Raw genomic sequence first — 16,560 nt, forward strand, 5'->3', positions numbered from 1 at the left:
TCCCTCCTGCTCCATTCTAGGCCTTTTGCCTGTCTGCGCAAAAAACGGCAGAAGATGGATTTGCATATCCCTTTCTTCTGCCGTAAAAATAGCTGTGTGCCCCTTTAGTATCCTCTGGCGTTCCTTGCCCGCTGAGCATACTCAGAATCCCCGTGCTCGCCTACTACCTTATCAAACATTGCATTGGCGTTCTCCGTATCTCCTGCATCCTGATACAGACGTCCCGCATAGAACATGGCCTCAGGATTATCCGGGTGGATCTTTAAGCTTGCAAGAAAATACTCCAGAGCCTGTGTTTTGTCTCCGCCGTTCCAAAGCTGCAGTCCCCGGTCAATCAGAGTCTGATAAACGGTTCCTGACATCTCCTGACGGATGTTCGTTACAATGCCCTGGATATTCGCATCCTCGATGAGGTCAAAGCTGGCGTCTGCAAAGGTCTTGGCCGCTGACACCATATCCCCGGTGCGATAGTCCTGCAGCACCCAGATCAGGCTCTGATACTGGGCAATCACACTGGTATTGCCCGTAGTCAGGGTATCCAGCTGCTTCTGCACTTCCTCCATCTGGGACTTGATATCCTCATTCTGCTCCATCAGCGTATCATTTTCCTGATTGGCGCTGTTAAGCTTCTGCATATATCCTGTCAGTTCATCATCTCTCTGCCGGTTGAGGCTGCTCTCTCTGGCCGGAAGAACCAGCACATAAAACGCCGCCAGACCCAGGATAAGACCCAGGATAACGTGAAGTACCGTAGAAAGCCCCGTAGACTCCTTATAGGTATTAGGGATGATTACATCGTCATCTTCCATCTGCCGGTGAGAAAACGCCTTGACCATCCGCCGCTTTTCCGCTTCTGCCCGCCCTGTATTCTGCTTTACCAGAGACATATAGTAAAGAGCCTTGGAGTTGCTCTTATCGATCTGGAGGATCTTATAAAGAGACCTCCCCGCTTTGTTATAGTCCTCCCGGCGCATATACAGCAGGGCTAAAAGCAGATGAGCCTTGATAAAATGAGGCTTGGCTGAAACAACCCTTGCAAGCTGCACCGCCGCCAGATCGTCGCTGCCGTTCTGGGCGTGCCACAGCGCCTGATTAAAAGTCTTGACCGCCTGACTCTCCGCCTCCAGCTGTCCCGGCTTTCTCTGGATCAGATCCAGATAGTGATCCGCCAGATTGTTCTCCGGCTGCAGGTTCATGCTGATTACCCACTGTACCAGAGCATCGGCCACTTCGCCGTTTTCATAATAGATCAGCCCCAGAAGGTTTCTGGCGTCTGTCTGGTATTTGCAGAAATGAAGGCTTTTTTTCAGGCACTGGGCCGCGCCGGACAGATCCCGGATCTTCGCCTTTTCCAGTCCCAGATTGTAATAGCTGTTGGCGATCTGCCTGTTCTTTGCCGCAATATCCATCACGTTCTCTTCCCGTCTCTTTCCCGGATCAGTTCCATCATAATATCTGTCATATCCGTAAGATCACTCTTTACAATGGCGTCCTCCACAGCCTCTACATCAAGGCTTGGCTTAAAACGCTGGATCTCTTCTTCAAAATCGATCATGTATCCTCTCTCCTTTCCATTTCTGCAAGCTGCGCTTTCAGCTCCCCAACCATATACAGGGAACCGACGCAGAACAGAAGTTCTTCTCCTGCCTGTTTTTTCATCCCGCAAAGAGCTTCTTTTACCCCCTGGAAGGCGGCCACGGGGCAGTCTGCCTTGTCAGAAAATACCTCTGCCAGCGCCTCCGCCTCCACGCCTCTGCTGCTGTGGATATGTACCACGCCGATCCCGGACCAGCGGATCCTGCTGCACAATAGCTCTGCCATGGATCTGTAATCCTTGTCCGACACCGCCCCAAACAGAAGGAACCCCTTCTTTTTCCTGCGCTTCATCAGCGCCTGGGCCGCCTGGATAAAAGCCTCGATCCCCCCTGGATTATGAGCTCCGTCCAGATAAAGGTTTTCTCCGGCCCGCTCCATCCGCCCGGCCCAGCGGGCCTTGCCGATGCCTTCAATCAGCTGGGATTCTGTAACCTGTATGGAGGGCCGCCCTACTGCCTGAACGGTTCTGATTGCCAGCATGGCATTTTCCGTCTGATAAGGCGCCTCAAAGGGGATAAAAAACCTGAGCCCTTCTGGGGTTCTTGTCCAGATTCCCTCCGTTTCCTCCTCTTCCATGGTAAAATCGCCCGTTCCCACCGGAAAGGCTTCTGCAGCCATCCTGAGAGCCCTGGCTTTAATTACCTCTGACGCCTCCTTCACCGTGTCATCATAGATCACAGGCACGCCCGATTTGATGATGCCGGCCTTTTCCCCGGCGATGTCCTTTAGGGTATCTCCAAGATACATGGTATGGTCCAGACTGATGGAAGTGATCACACAGGCCAGAGGCTTCTCCAGCACATTGGTGGCGTCAAGCCTTCCTCCCAGGCCCGTTTCTATGATCATCAGATCCATTCCTTCCTGTGCAAAAAGCGTCATTGCCATATAAAAAAGAAATTCAAAATAGCTGGGATGAGAGAAGCCCTTCTCCTTCATCCGCTCCACCGCTTTAAGCACTTTCTCAAAGGCAGCCTGTACCATTTCCCTGTCTGCCCTCTCTCCATTGATCAGAAACCGCTCTCTCACTGATTCCAGATGGGGAGAAACAAAGGTTCCCACACGAAAGCCGGCCTGTCGGTAAACGGAAGTAAGAAACGCGCATACCGATCCTTTTCCATTGGTTCCTGCCACATGAATAGCCGGCGTCTCCCGGTCCGGATTACCCAGTTGGTCAAGAAATCCCCTCACTTCTGTAAGAGAATGTTTCTCTCTGGTCCACATAGGGATATGTTCCAGATATTCCTCTGCCTGTATCATGGTCTCTTCCTCCTGCCTGTTCCCTCTATTTTAAATGATTTTCCCCAAAGTTTCAACACCATGTTCTCGTCCCCTTTTTTCAGGAAACGACGTTTTTCCCCTTCTCTGTCAGCCGGCAAACGCCGATATGAGGACCGGAACCGCAAAGGAACAGATCATTCCATTTAAAACCGACAAAACAACGGTCTCCTCATTGGTGTATTTAAGCATCACCGGCAGTGTGGTATCCTCGCTGGTGGCTCCCGCAGGAGCGATGCAGGTCAGATCATTGAGCTTTATGGAAATAAAAGGAATAATGAAAAACGAGGCGATCTCTCTCATCAGATTGCTCATAAAGGCGATGCTGCCAAGTCTGGCTCCTCCCAGCTCGCTGATAGCTGCGCCGGCCAGGCTGTACCATCCCATGCCGCTTGCGATGGCAGCTCCCTGCCCTATAGGAATCCGGGTGAGAAGGGAGCAGAGAATACCGCCTGCAACGGATCCGGCTATAATCCCTGCGGGGATAATAAATATCTTAATATGATATTCCCGTATTTTGCTTACGATCCCGCGGTGCATTCCGATGCTCACGCCCACGGAAAACATAAGCACATATAAAACCCCGTCTGTATTCTTAAGGAGAAAGGAGAACAGAGGGTTTTCCATCCCGAGGATCCCGTAAAGCAGGCCTGCCGCCAGCGATATTGCCGTACATAAAACGATCATTGTTCTGTCCCCTTACGTTTCTTTTTTCTGTCCATAAAACGTCTTGTAAGAATATACACAAAACCGATGGAAAAAATGGTTGGGATGGCAAAAAAGAGGAAACTGTATCCTCCCAGAGCCAGAAACTCTTTAAGAAAATTCTCCTGCTGTCCCAGCTTGCCGCCCATTGCAAAAATCAGGACAAAGGTACAGAGCAGAGAAAGCCGCTCATTTGCCCTTTTTATCCGGCCGGATATAAAAAACCGGCCTGCCAGTATCCCCACGCACATTGCGATTAAAATATCCACAGCCTAACTCCTTTTCTTCTGCCCGTCTTAACGCAAACCGCACAAAAGGGGCCGCCGCAGTTTCTTATCCTGCAGCAGCCCCACCGCTGCGCCCGATTCCGGACGGCAGCCCTGTACGGGTTTTCTTATTTTACAAGCTGTGCCAGACGTGCCTTTACCTGCTCCATCATCTGGGTGTATTTTTCCAGCTTTGCACGTTCCTCGGCGATTTTTGCCTCCGGAGCGCGGCTGACGAATTTCTCATTGTTAAGCATACCGTTTGAGCGGGCCAGCTCGCCGTTTAAGCGCTTCTCTTCCGCTCTCAGGCGCTCAATCTCCTTCTCAACATCCACCAGTTCCGCAAAGGGTATATAGATCACCGCTTTGTGGATCACTGCGGATACGGCATCCTCATCGATACCGCTCTTATCTCTTTGAAGGATCACCTCGCCTGCATAGCCCAGGGCGGCAAAGAAGCTGCGGCTGCGTTCAAATACTCCAAGAATATCCTCAGCCTCAGATACAACGTAAACCGTCGCCTTCCTGCTTGGCGGAACGTTCATGGACGTACGCACATTTCGGATGGCTCTTACCGCCTCCTTAATGGTTTCCACCGCCTGCTCCTCTGCCTCAAAGTTCCATTCTCCCTTATACTGCGGCCATGAGGACAGCATAATGGTTTCTTCCTCCTCCTGCAGGTTGCAGAAGATCTCCTCTGTGATAAATGGCATAAAAGGATGGAGAAGCTTTAATGCCTGGATCAGCACGTGCTTTAAGGTCCATAAAGCAGCCTCCTTGGTATCGTCAGCCTCGCTGTAGAGTCTTGGCTTTACCATTTCGATGTACCAGTCGCAGAATTCCTCCCAGATAAAATCATATACCTTCTGAAGGGCAATGCCAAGCTCGTACTTATCGAGATTTTCCGTCACATCCTTAGACAGCGTATTGATCTTAGACAGGATCCACTTATCCGCCAGAGTCAGCTTCTCTTCCGTCACACTGGACAGATCGGAAGCCTTCTCAATGTTCATCATAATAAAGCGGGAAGCATTCCATACCTTATTGGCAAAGTTGCGGCTGTTCTCCACACGCTCCCAGTAAAAACGCATATCGTTGCCGGGAGCATTTCCCGTCATCAGGGTCATACGCAGGGCGTCAGCGCCGTACTTTTCGATGACCTCTAAGGGATCGATGCCGTTTCCAAGGGATTTGCTCATCTTGCGGCCCTGGGAATCACGTACCAGGCCGTGCATTACTACCGTATGGAATGGTTCTTTTCCCGTCTGCTCCAGCCCGGAAAATACCATGCGGATTACCCAGAAGAAAATGATGTCATAGCCTGTTACCAGCACATCCGTGGGATAAAAATAGTCCAGATCCTCCGTATGCTCCGGCCATCCAAGGGTAGAGAAGGGCCAGAGGGCAGAAGAAAACCAGGTATCCAGAGTATCCTCATCCTGCTTAAAATGGTGTCCGCCGCAGCCGGGGCAGGTATCGGGCTCCGTCTTTGAAACTACGGTTTCCCCGCAGTCCTGGCAGTAATAGGCCGGAATCCGATGGCCCCACCACAGCTGTCTGGAGATGCACCAGTCACGGATATTTTCCAGCCAGTGCAGATATGTTTTTCCATAGTTTTCCGGTACGAATTTCAAACGGCCGGACTTAAAGGCCTCTACAGCCGGCTTCGCCATCTCCTCCATGCGCACAAACCACTGCTGCTTTACCATCGGCTCTACGGTAGTCTTGCAGCGGTCATGGGTGCCCACGTTGTGGGAATGCGGCACTACCTTTACAAGCAGGCCCTGCTGATCCAGATCCGCTACCATGGCCTTTCTGGCCTCATAGCGGTCCATTCCGAAGTAAGGCCCAGGTACATTGACCGTGGCGTCATCATTTAAAATAACGATCTCTTCCAGACTGTGGCGCTTTCCTACCTCAAAGTCATTGGGGTCATGGGCGGGTGTGATCTTTACGCAGCCGGTTCCGAATTCCCTGTCAACATACTCATCGGCAATTACAGGGATCTCCCTGTCTGTCAGGGGCAGCTTTAACATCTTTCCAACAATATCCTTATAGCGTTCATCATCCGGGTTGACCGCTACGGCCGTGTCTCCCAGAAGAGTCTCCGGGCGAGTGGTTGCGATCTCTACGAAACGTCCCGGCTCTCCCGCAACCGGATATTTGATGTGCCAGAAGAAGCCGTTCTGTTCCTCATGCTCCACCTCTGCATCCGAGATGGAAGTCTGGCATACGGGACACCAGTTGATGATACGGGAACCCTTATAGATATACCCCTTTTCGTAAAGCTTTACAAATACCTCTAAAACCGCATTGGAGCAGCCCTCGTCCATGGTAAAGCGCTCTCTGTCCCAGTCAGCAGATGAGCCAAGCTTATGAAGCTGCTTTACGATCCGGGTGCCGTACTCTTCTCTCCACTTCCAGCATTCCTTTAAAAAGCCTTCTCTTCCCAGCGTTTCCTTCTCCACGCCTTCCTTTTTCAGCTTGTCAATTACCTTAACCTCTGTGGCAATGGCTGCATGGTCTGTTCCCGGCTGCCATAAAGCCTCAAATCCCTGCATCCTCTTATACCGGATCAGGATATCCTGCATGGTGTTGTCAAGGGCATGGCCCATGTGCAGCTGGCCGGTAATATTTGGCGGCGGCATCACAATGGTAAATGGTTTCCTGCTTCGGTTTACTTCTGCATGGAAATACTTTCCCTTCAGCCATTTTTCGTAGAGACGGTCCTCAATGGCCGCCGGATCATAGGTTTTTTCCAGTTCCTTCATCGTTGTCCTCCTTTAGGTTTTGGGATATCCTGCGCCTCTGGCCGGTAAAATCTGCCCGCTGACAGCGTTTCACGGCCCATGAGCCAACAAAAACGCCCTCTGCCTCTCCCCAATGGGAAAAGCAAAGGGCGATCATCTCGCGGTACCACCTTTTATTCTGCCGGACGGAAACGTCACTGCTCCCATCGGCGATCTTTTGCCCCTTTAACGCAGGGAATACGGAAAAAGCTACTGAAAGCAGATCTCATCTGCTCCGTTGGCCCTTCCAGCTCAAAAGCTACCTTCCGCGTCATCCTTCCTGAACTGCCTTTCAGCCTGCGGGCAGTCCTCTCTGCTGGCTGACGGCGCGTACTCCTCTTTTTCACAGCCATTATATTTAATATACTGTTTCAATCAAGCATAAATATTTTTTCATCATTTGTCAAGCAAATTTTTCAGCCCGATCCCGCTAAAAATCCTACACCATCATCCGGTACTCCTTCTTCCAGCGCCCTACCAGCCTTGCAGCGCCTTCCATCCGTCCGTCGGGATTTTTCTTCATCAGACCTCTTAAGGTCCTGACCGCCTCCACCTGCTCCCCATTTGTCCGTGCCTGGCGCAGCTCTTCCTCCCAGGCAGCGGTAAACTCCGGCTTGAAAAGGCCTTTATAGGTATCTGCGGCATCCAGTTCAGGTGCAATCACGCTCAGGAAAAAAATGCGCTTTAACACGTCCCGGCTATGGCTAAGGCCATAGGCCCTGTCATACGCACGGTAAGCGCGGTGAAACTGGAACATCTGTGCATAAGCTGCCCCCAGGCACTCATACAGCGTCCCCACAAAAACGGCCTCTTCCTTTTTTTCCTCTGCCTCCGATACCAGTTTCTCATATCTGGCTGCCGCGCGGCCGTACTGTTTCTTTCCAAACAGGTAATCCGCCGCCTCCTTCTCGTATCTGGAGGGCGGAAGGCTCCGGTAGGCAGCCGCTGTCTGCCGGAACTTGTGGATGTCCTTTTCCGTACAGTAATCACATTCTGCCAAAAATAGGTAGAGCACCTCCTCCGGGCGGCTGCCTGTCTCTGACAGCTTTTCCATCCGGCCGGCCACGGCGCCCATACCCAGTTCATTTTTCACAAAACCAAACAGGGCCTTATCCACAAAGCCATCCATTACAAGCAGCGGATGATTGCAGATCACATAGCACAGTTCCTGGGATGAATAAATATAGATCCCCAGAATCTCAATGTAAAACGGATGCTTTACAAACTCCCTTCTGCACAATAACAGACTCATAAGCTTACCTCTTGTCTCACCACAGCCCCCGCTGCCGGGAACAGCTCTCCAAAGCCCTTGTCCCGAATCACCGTCACCATGGTATTTTCATCTGTAAAACCAATATTCATCTCAATCCGCGTAGTCTTTGGCGGACGATTGGGAAACCCGGTTAAAGGTACCTTCACGATTTTCTTTTTTCTGGAATCCAGATGGGAAATGATAAACTCAATTTCCTTTTCATCCTCCAGAATCAGTTCCAGGGAACTCTTTGATTCATACCAGTTGTCCCCATAGGATGCCACCGCTAAAAGAACCTCCCTGCCGTTTCTCATCACCTTTAAAGCCACCTCTGCCTTTAAGCGTCCCTCACAGACAAAAATGTAGGGATACTCTGTGACCGGGTTCATATAATCCTGTCCCTTCAGGGCGGCGCCCCTTGCAAACAATCCCTTTTCCACGAACACTCTTCTGTGGCTGCAGACAAGATTCATAAAGCTTCCAGCCCAGTCCTTACAGTCGGCCCGCTCAAACCCCTTTCCCGTCAGAAACACGGTAGAAAACAGCTTTTTGCTCAGCAGTTTTTCCCCGCAGGAGGAGAGGATCTGATCTGCCAGTTTCCGCCCTGAAAGCGTATCCAGGATATCCAGATTAAAGGATTCCTCCTGCTCCTGGGCCTCTGCCTGAACCATGTTGCGGCGCATCCCCCTCTGAACCTTCATCTCATAGTAGCAGAGCCGATCAGCCGCCAGTTCAAAAAGGCCTACCTGATTAGACCAAAGTTCTTTTCTCTGACTTAAAACATAGTATGCAAAGCTTTCCGTATGGCTGATCACATGGACTCTCTCTCTGGGGATCTCCATGGCATCCGCACAGTACATCAGCGTATCCGTTACCCTGGCGTCGGCTGTCTGCATGGTCACCACCAGCTGGGCTACCCGCTTCTTCCCGTTTTCCTTAAAGGGATACTCCAGGATCCGTTCTAAAAAAATCTTAAGAAGGGACGCTCCTGTATAACAGATTCCTCCGATGGTGGCTGTGCCCTCCTTCTTTACCATCTTAAGGAGCTTGTCTACAATCACTCCCTCCCCAATCAGGGTGGCTGCATAAGCGTCCTCCCCTGTAAGCCAGATTTCCTCTTCCTTTTTCCTGCAGATCACCGTAGGAACCGTCCAGGATATCTCATTTCCATAGCAGCTGATCTGAGTATAATCGTCATTCAGATCCAGACCGATCACAAGGCCATCCATCCGCTGTTTCCTCCATCTATTCTTTCAACGGAAATAAACTTCCCAGCATGGCTGACCGTTTCAGGTAATCCTCCATGGCCTCGGCAAGCTTTTCCTGATTTTTTTCATTTAATGCCGCTCCCATACGATTTAAGCAGGCAAACCGGCTGTTCTCCCTGCCCTCCAGTTTGTGGTCGCAGATTTGCCGTCCCTCTGCGGCCAGCACCCGTTTCTGGTCTCTGCGCTCATAGATCTGATACTCTAAGGTCTCTCCCTCAAAAAGCACGATCTCCTTTACGTAGATCCCCTGATACACACGGCGCATTTCCTCTCTGTGAAACTGCTTTTCCTCCGGCAGCAGGCGCAGCTCCATCCAGGGGGCATGGTCTCTGTCTCCGTGGTACTCCACCATGGTCTTGTCCAGAATATCCTCCGGGACAGGTATGTGGCGGGACAGATCTCTTGTATACGGGAAAATAAGCCCCTGCTCCAAAAGCAGCTTTGTCATGGAAGAAAGGAGCTCTCTCTCCTGCGGCTCCACGGTTTCCATACCGGCATAGTATTTCGTCAGGGCCAGCAGGTAAAGCGTGGGCAGCTTTTCTTTATGGAAACTTATTTTAGCCGCATTTTTTAAGTAGTCAAAAACCCTGGAATCCATCTGCCGGCCTTCCAGAAAATACTGGATACATTTTTCCGTAAAATATGCCTTTACAATGGTTTCCCCGGTCTTTTTGCGTTTCATATACAGGTCAAACACAGAATCGATCCGGTCACAGCACCCCGTAAAGAGCATCTGGGCCAGCAGCCGCTCCTCCAGATCATAAGTCTCGATATGCTCTATGACACCGGCTATGAGGATCTCATACATCTGGGATACTGTACCATTAAAATGCTCGCAGAGATAATCCAGGATCACTCCGTCTGCCTTTCCCGCCTGAAAAACCTCGTAGGAAAGAGTTAAAAGCGGTTCGTCCTGGTCAAAAAGCTGCTGCAGGATCATCCGGCTGCACAGTTTAAGGAGCAGCGTCGGGTCAACGCCCCCTATTTTATAGGCGCCGATCATATCATAGGCCTCCCTCAGGCAGTTTTGACCGATGAGTGTTTCGCAGATCTTTTTCCTGTCTGCCCCGCTTAAATGCTCCTTATCCATCTGAATCAGATACGCACAGTTTCTGGAATTATGCCCATCTGTATCCTCAGCCTCCATATGGCAGTAAAAGTCTGTTGCCTTCTTCTGGATCTGCTTTTCAAAGACGGGATTCAGACGGAGATTCTCTGCCGTTTTCTCCAGCACTCCCGCATCCTCCCAGGTTTGCACGCCCTCCTTAAGAACCTGGCAGCAGGCGCGCAGAATCAGCATAGGATGGTCGGGAGCCAGTCTGCTGCAGCGGTCTAACAGCTCTTTTCGATCCATGACAGGATGCTTTCTGTGCTTTACATCCAGATACCTGTTTCCGTAGGCATCCTGAAAAAGCAGCACCATATGGGCGGAACGGGCCGGAACATAGGCCTCCCCCTGTTCTAAGGCAAATGTCTCCTCATCCTTTAGCTCCTCATACCGGACAATCACTGACTTCATCTGAGGATCCTCACATATGATCCTCCTGGAGCAGAGAATCGCAGGAAGGAATCGCGCTGCCCGCGAATCAATCATATCCTGGAATATCATGTGTTCATAGATAACCGCCAGACGGCTGTCGATTCGGGATGCAAACAGCTGCTCCATGGCAAACTGCTCCATTTCCCTTGTATAAGACTGGTACAGCTCCGAGGATGGATTCATGTACAGCAAAATATTCCGATACAGGATACATCTGTGATCCCGATCCAGCGCCTTATCATAGGAAAAATACAAAAGCACCTCTTTGGGCAGCAGGCGCCCATAACTCTCCGGCAGAGAATACAGAAAATATTCATATAGCCGCGTAATATTGACATGAGCCTCCAGCGCCTTCTCATACCACTCAAAGGCTTCCCGGCTTTTTTGCTCTCCCCGGATCAGGAACCCGCAGACTGCCTCTAACAGTTCCCGCTCAGGATACGTTTCATAGAGATTTTTTCCAAGCTTCCATACAAGCCTTCTGTAGCGTTTCATACCGGAAATGAAACCGGCCGCCTTTAAAGCGATTTCCCTGGTCAGGATTCCCTCGCGGATCCCAAGGCTGAGTACCTGGAGTTCAAACTCCCCCATCCCTCCAAAAAGCACCGGATGTTCCGTCAGCAGACGGCAGGCTTTTCCGTAGAGGAAGGGGCTTTTACAGCCGTTGGCAAACAGGGTTTCCATGGAGCGGTACAGATCCAGAGGGTTCTGTAAGCAGGTCTCGTCTGCACGAATCAGCAAAAGCAGAAGCCATGGAGACGCTCCTCTCTGTTCCCAGAGAAGTTTTTTTAAGGTCCGAATCAGGCTCTCCCTCCTGCTTTCTGAAGGCTCCACGAGAATACAAAGATACTCATGGTAGCAGTATATCCACGGCGTATGCTCCCGCTCTCCTGCCGCCTGAGCCTTAAGCTCCTCCAAAACCGCAGCTGCCGCATCCCGGCGTCCGCAGGCATACAGATGCTCCGCCCGAAGAAGGCGCACCCGCATATCAGAAGGATAAAGGATCCGTAATTTTTCCGCCTCCTGCAAAAGAGCGCTCTCTGCTCCCTTTCCTTTAAGAGTCCCCAGCTCATAGGCCAGACGCATTTGCATATATTCAAGAAATCCCTTTTTATCCTCCACCGTCTCACGGTATGGATCCCCACGTCGTTTTCCCTCTGCCTCTATGGGAATCACAAACTCCTGACGGAGGGTCTTAATCCGGATCCGGCCGAAGTTTTTGCCTCCGTGGAGAGCCTGGGACAGAATACGGTAGGGAACCCGGCACCGGTTATCTGTAAAATCCCGGTCTGTCACTGACTGTACCTCCATGGAAATAAAATCTCCCTCAGGAATCAGCCTTGCTTCTCCATAGCCCCAGCCGTTTAAAACCAGCTCGATTTCTCCTCCTGCCGGCTCCTCCAGATCCCTGTAATATCTTGGAGAGGGGTCAGCCTGGATACGCACCGGCTCTTTCACACGGAGCGCCACCAGAAATTCTTCCAGAAGATTTCTCCTTCCGTTTCTTCCGCGCAAGCCCTCATAAATGGTTCTGGCTTCCGCATCCTGCATAAAGGGCGCCTCTGTAAAATCCTGGTATTCAAAGAGGCGCAGCGCTGTTTCCACGTTCCTCCTTGCAAGATTTGCAAAGTCCCTGGCTGTCTTTAGGGAGGTCAGTTCCTCCCCTCCGTTTTCCGTCTGAATACGCAAAGAATAAGGAATCTCCCTCTCACCACCGTTAGTGACCAGGTAAAAAGATCCCTTGATTTCGTCTCCATCCTCTAAATAGCGGGTATCGACCTCATATATGATATGGCTGCGAAGGCCGCCGAAGGCCTCATTGACAGCTTTTACTCTTTTATTGCTGGAATAGACCAGTCCTTTGATGTGCAGATCATTCGTACTCTGCACAAGAAATTCTCCCCTGGCCGTCTGACCGGCCCCCAGGGAGCTCTCTACACGCTCAGGTTTTATCATCAGCCCCGGTACGCCGCCGTCAACGATGCCCCTGGCCAAACGGTTGATCCGTTCTCTCATACACTACCACCTGTGTCTTCCTCTTATGCTTTTCACTTACGTTTCATGATAACACATTTTCCCCTGATTTAAAAGAGAATTTTGCGCCAGGATCCGTGTTTTATCCGCAGCTTTGCTTCACAGATCCCAAGTGCCGCTTGATTTAAACCCTTAAACTTGATATGATAGACGGTAAGAAATGATAATTGTTGATTGGATGGAGTACAAGATATGCTGACAGAGCCTATGACCTTATATAAACTGATGAATCTGTATATGCTAAAGCAGGTTAATTTTCCTCTGACCAATGCCCAGCTGACCAGTTTTTTTACAGAACACGAATATACCACCTACTTTACCCTCCAGCAGGCGTTAAATGAGCTGGAGGAGGCGGGACTGGTTCACAAGGAGGCCAGCCACAGCAGCACACGCTACGAGATCACCCGAGAAGGCGAGGAAACCCTTAATTTTTTCGGCAAAAACATCTCTCCCGCCATTGTGGACGACATGGACCAGTATCTGAAGGAAAACAAATTTCGTCTCCGGGAAGAGGTAGGCACCACGGCTGATTTCTATAAGGGCACCAACCAGGACTATATCGTCCACTGCGAAGTCCGGGAAAACAAGGCCGTACTCATCCGCCTGGATCTCTCTGTTCCCGATAAGGAACAGGCCGAGGATATCTGCAGTGCCTGGCGCAGCAAAAGCCAGGAGGTGTATTCCCACATTATGCATACGCTGCTGTCATAAAAAGGGCTGTCCCATGGAATCATGCGCGCTTTCTGCACATGACTCTTTGCGAGACAGCCCTTTTTTACCTCAAAGGAACCTCCGATTTTTCTTCTTTTCAGGAATTCAAAGGCGTTTCCTGCGCAGCCTGCTCAATCAGCTCCCAGATTTCCTCTCTCCCCTGCTTTGTCTCGGCAGAAAACGGAATCAGAATATCTTCCTTTTCCATCCCCAGTCCCGTGCGGATGACCTTTACCGCCTTTGGCACCTGGCTCCGCTTGAGTTTATCCAGTTTCGTAGCGATAATCACCGGATGGTAGCCGTTGCTTACCACCCAGTCGTACATCATCTTATCATTGGCCGATGGCTCGTGACGGATATCCACCAGAAGGAATACCATCTTAAGCATGGCGGATTTCTGAAGGTAGCGTTCAATCATCTTTCCCCATTTTGCCTTAGCCTCCAGGGAGACCTTGGCATAGCCATAGCCCGGAAGATCCACATAATACAGAGCCTTGTTGATATTGTAAAAATTGATAGTCTGTGTCTTTCCCGGCTGGGATGAGGTTCTGGCATAAGCCTTGCGGTTCATAAGCGCATTGATCAGAGAGGATTTTCCCACATTGGACTTGCCTGCAAAGGCAAACTCCGGCAGGGTGTTTTCCGGCAGACGGCTGGTAACGCCGCATACAGTCTCCAGATCTACGGTTTTAATGATCATGCAAATGCCTCCTTTACCACTGCCTCCATATTCTTCACATAGACGATCTCCAGTCCCTTTGTGATCTCCTTTGACAGCTCCCCCTATATCAGGCCGGTTCTTCTCAGGAACAAGCACCTTTTTAATATGGGCCATTCTGGCTGCCAGTATCTTCTCTTTCAGACCGCCGATGGGCAGAACACGTCCTCTTAAGGTAATCTCTCCTGTCATGGCAACCTTTGCAAGAACCTTTTTTTCCGTAACCGCCGACAGCATGGCAGTAGCCATGGTTATACCGGCAGAAGGCCCGTCCTTGGGCACTGCGCCCTCCGGGATATGGATATGCAGGTCATGCTTCTCAAAATAGTCGTCCGCCAGCCCATACTCCGGGCATACGGAACGCACATAGGTCAGCGCAGTCTGAGCAGACTCCTTCATCACATCCCCCAGCTGTCCGGTCATAAGAAGGCTGCCTTTTCCAGGCATTACGTTGACCTCAATCTGCAGCGTATCTCCTCCGGCGCTGGTCCAGGCCAGTCCTCTTACAATGCCCACCTCATCCTCTTCATTCACGTCCTCAAAGGTGATCCGCTCTTTTCCGAGGTATTTTTCAAGGTTTCCATCTGTAATGCGGATGCAGCCTGCCTTTTTATTCTCCAGGTATTTTCTGGCCGCCTTGCGGCATACGTCTCCGATGCGGCGCTCCAGACTGCGGACTCCTGCCTCCCTGGTGTAGTTATGAATGATCTTTTCCAGACTCTTGTCTGAAAATGTAATCTGCCCCTCCGAAAGGCCGTTTCTCTCCCGCTGCTTATCCACAAGGTAATCCTTCGCAATATGGAACTTCTCATTTTCCGTATAGCTGTTTACTTCGATCAGCTCCATACGGTCAAGCAGAGGCCCCGGAATGGTCTGTGTGGTATTGGCGGTAGCGATAAAGAGCACCTGGGACAGATCCAGAGGTACCTCCACATAGTGATCTCTGAACCGCACATTCTGCTCGCCGTCCAGAACTTCCAAAAGAGCGGAAGAGGTATCTCCCTTATAGTCGCTGCTGACCTTATCGATCTCATCCAGCAGCATCAGCGGATTGCTTACGCCAGCCTGACGCAGTCCGTCCGCCAGACGGCCCGGCATGGCTCCCACATAGGTCTTTCTGTGTCCGCGGATTTCAGCCTCGTCCCGGACGCCGCCCAGACTGATGCGGACGTATTTCTTGTTCAGCGCTTTTGCCACGGATCGAGCAATGGAGGTTTTTCCCGTTCCGGGAGGGCCCACCAGACAGATGATCGGGGAGGTTCCCTTTTTAGTCAGGCTGCGGACAGCCAGATACTCCAGAATACGTTCCTTCACCTTTTCCAGACCGTAATGATCCTCGTTTAATACCTTCTCAGCGTGGCGTATATCGTCATTATCCTTTGAAGCCTTCTTCCAGGGAAGCTCCAAAAGCGTTTCAATATACGTCCGCAGCACATTTGCCTCCTGGCTTCCCGCCGGCATGGTGCGGAAACGGCCGATTTCCTTTAAAAGCTTTTCCTTTACCTCTTTATCTGCCTTTAAGCCTTCCGCTTTTTTCTGGTAATCATCCGCATCAGAAAGAGAATTATCCTCTCCCAGTTCCTGACGGATGACCTTCATCTGCTCCCTTAAGATATAGTCCTTCTGGTTCTGGTCAATATCTGCCTTTACCTTGTCCTGAAACTCCTTCTTAATCCGGTATACCTCCATCTCTGTCATCAGAGTCTGGAGCACCGTTTCATACCGCGCAGACAGCGCCGTACACTCCAATACCGTCTGACGCATGGTATAATCCCAGGGCAGCTGGATGGCGATCTGATCCAAAAGTTCGGCAAGATCGCCGATCAGCAGAAGGGACGGCAGAATTTCCTTTGCAGCCCGCAGGTTTACTTTTCCATATTCTTCCAGTTTATCCCGAAGAATCCGCACCATGGCTTCTTTGGCCATGGGCTCTACATCCTCCTGCTCAGGAGCCATAGGGCTGATCTCGCCCATAAAGAATGGATCCTCTGAGTCGAATCCCAGAAGTTCTCCCCGTTCCAGTCCCTCTGTCAGTACCCGCACCATCTTTCCCGGCAGCTTCACTAACTGCTTGACTACTGCCACAGTGCCTACCTGATACAGATCCTTCAGTTCAGGATCCTGGAGTTCCGGATGTCTCTGGCTGACTAAAAACAGCTTCTGATCCCCCATCATAGCCTTCTCCACTGCCGCTACGGATCGTGGCCTGCTTACATCAAAATGCTGCACCATTCCCGGCAGGATAGTAAGCCCTCTTAAGGCTACCACCGGCATGGTTATCACTTGTTCTTCCATGTATTTTTCACCTCGTATCTTTAAAAAAGGCCGCTGCAAATGCAGGGATCTGGTTTGCAGCGGCCTTGAAATGTTCTTGCTTATGTTTTAAATCCTTGCAGACAGGAAACT

The 16,560-nt window shown here is 50.9% G+C and carries 11 protein-coding genes and 1 pseudogene; 1 reads left to right on the top strand and 11 read right to left on the bottom strand.

The annotated features are described in order from the left end of the window. Positions 1-104: 104 nt before the first annotated feature. The 9 genes from HW447_RS03105 to HW447_RS03145 all read right to left on the bottom strand — a co-directional run bounded on the left by HW447_RS03105 (position 105) and on the right by HW447_RS03145 (position 12,707). Positions 105-1,409, bottom strand: coding sequence for a tetratricopeptide repeat protein (locus HW447_RS03105; RefSeq protein ID WP_176253874.1), 1,305 nt, complete (start codon positions 1,407-1,409; stop codon positions 105-107). Then, positions 1,409-1,555 carry a hypothetical protein gene (locus tag HW447_RS03110; protein WP_176253875.1) on the bottom strand — a complete coding sequence of 49 codons (147 nt, stop codon included), beginning with the start codon at positions 1,553-1,555 and terminating at the stop codon, positions 1,409-1,411. The genes HW447_RS03105 and HW447_RS03110 overlap by 1 nt, the downstream gene beginning before the upstream one ends. Further along, the gene (locus tag HW447_RS03115; protein ID WP_176253876.1) at positions 1,552-2,853 is read right to left on the bottom strand and encodes a bifunctional folylpolyglutamate synthase/dihydrofolate synthase; all 1,302 of its coding nucleotides are present in this window, start codon (positions 2,851-2,853) and stop codon (positions 1,552-1,554) included. The genes HW447_RS03110 and HW447_RS03115 overlap by 4 nt, the downstream gene beginning before the upstream one ends. A gap of 108 nt (positions 2,854-2,961) precedes the next feature. Continuing rightward, a complete protein-coding gene (locus tag HW447_RS03120) occupies positions 2,962-3,558 on the bottom strand; it encodes a lysine exporter LysO family protein (protein WP_176253877.1) in 597 nt (198 codons plus the stop codon). Next, positions 3,555-3,845, bottom strand: coding sequence for a hypothetical protein (locus HW447_RS03125; protein WP_176253878.1), 291 nt, complete (start codon positions 3,843-3,845; stop codon positions 3,555-3,557). Before HW447_RS03125 ends, HW447_RS03120 begins: the two co-directional genes overlap by 4 nt. Positions 3,846-3,970: 125 nt before the next feature. Further along, positions 3,971-6,613 (bottom strand): valine--tRNA ligase, encoded by a 2,643-nt coding sequence (locus tag HW447_RS03130; RefSeq protein WP_176253879.1) that lies wholly within the window; start codon positions 6,611-6,613, stop codon positions 3,971-3,973. A 457-nt stretch (positions 6,614-7,070) separates the two neighbouring features. Then, entirely contained in the window at positions 7,071-7,883 is an 813-nt protein-coding gene (locus HW447_RS03135) for a hypothetical protein (protein ID WP_176253880.1), read from the bottom strand. Continuing rightward, positions 7,880-9,112 carry a DUF5716 family protein gene (locus HW447_RS03140; protein WP_176253881.1) on the bottom strand — a complete coding sequence of 411 codons (1,233 nt, stop codon included), beginning with the start codon at positions 9,110-9,112 and terminating at the stop codon, positions 7,880-7,882. Before HW447_RS03140 ends, HW447_RS03135 begins: the two co-directional genes overlap by 4 nt. A 16-nt stretch (positions 9,113-9,128) precedes the next feature. After that, positions 9,129-12,707 (bottom strand): DUF5717 family protein, encoded by a 3,579-nt coding sequence (locus HW447_RS03145; protein ID WP_176253882.1) that lies wholly within the window; start codon positions 12,705-12,707, stop codon positions 9,129-9,131. Between the two features lie 210 nt (positions 12,708-12,917). On the opposite strand from HW447_RS03145, the gene HW447_RS03150 reads away from it, so the two are divergent. Continuing rightward, the gene (locus HW447_RS03150) at positions 12,918-13,436 is read left to right on the top strand and encodes a DUF4364 family protein (RefSeq protein WP_176254045.1); all 519 of its coding nucleotides are present in this window, start codon (positions 12,918-12,920) and stop codon (positions 13,434-13,436) included. A gap of 97 nt (positions 13,437-13,533) precedes the next feature. Here the strand turns inward: HW447_RS03150 and yihA are convergent, their stop codons facing one another. Then, on the bottom strand, positions 13,534-14,136 hold the full coding sequence (yihA, locus tag HW447_RS18365; protein WP_176253883.1) for a ribosome biogenesis GTP-binding protein YihA/YsxC: 603 nt from the start codon (positions 14,134-14,136) through the stop codon (positions 13,534-13,536). Beyond that, positions 14,133-16,449 (bottom strand): annotated as a pseudogene (gene lon, locus HW447_RS03160) (endopeptidase La). The gene yihA and the pseudogene lon overlap by 4 nt, the downstream one beginning before the upstream one ends. Positions 16,450-16,560: the final 111 nt, after the last annotated feature.

The sequence above is a fragment of the Enterocloster alcoholdehydrogenati genome (genome assembly GCF_013282095.1).
Taxonomy (GTDB): domain Bacteria; phylum Bacillota; class Clostridia; order Lachnospirales; family Lachnospiraceae; genus Enterocloster; species Enterocloster alcoholdehydrogenati.